We start from the raw sequence: 745 nt of genomic DNA on the forward strand, positions 1-745 counted from the left end.
CGATATCAACTAACTCTGGTGGTAATTGACTGATCAACTGTTTGCCTGTCTCAATCAATTGCTCCGATGGTGAGGCAGATTGCGAAGCAGGAGAGCCGCCACCTACGGCAAAGCCACTGACTTGTTCGTTATCAAACGCCGTGTTTTGAGCATGAGAATGTTGAGCGTAGCTTCCGTCCCAATTGGGTTCGATTCTTCGAATTCTTTCGTCCAGTGGTGGGTGTGTCGCGAACAAACTAGAGAAACCGGACAATTTACTCTGTCCAAACATCATGTGGCTCATTTCATCACTGGCTTTCGTGTTTAAGGTAGAGCCTTGAACGTTGCTGCCAATCTTCTTTAACGCTCCCGCAATCCCTTGATCGTTGCGAGTGAACTGCACCGCACTGGCGTCAGCTAAAAACTCGCGTTGGCGCGAAATCGCTGCTTTGATCATGTTGCCGAACAAGGTTCCTAACCAACCCAGCACCAAGCAGACAATCGCAATCAGTATGATGACAGCGAAGCCTTTGTTTGAATCAGAAGAACTACGTGATACGTGACGAGTGCTGTTCGAGTTATCCAAGATCAGATGACCAAAATGAGCAATGCAGGTAATGCCAAATAACGCACCAATCAGACGAGTATTCAACCGCATATCACCATTTAAGATGTGGCTGAACTCATGGGCAATTACACCTTGAAGTTCGTCACGGCTAAATGCATCTAGTGCTCCTTGCGTTACTCCGATGACGGCATCATCAAT

Annotated in this window: 1 protein-coding gene; it reads right to left on the reverse strand. The window is 47.2% G+C overall.

All coding sequences use genetic code 11. From position 1 onward, the window contains the following. Nucleotides 1-745 (reverse strand): M48 family metallopeptidase (locus R7O13_RS26570; RefSeq protein ID WP_318305170.1); only part of this gene is annotated, 745 nt, incomplete at both ends.

Source organism: Vibrio sp. Y176, from assembly GCF_033438945.1.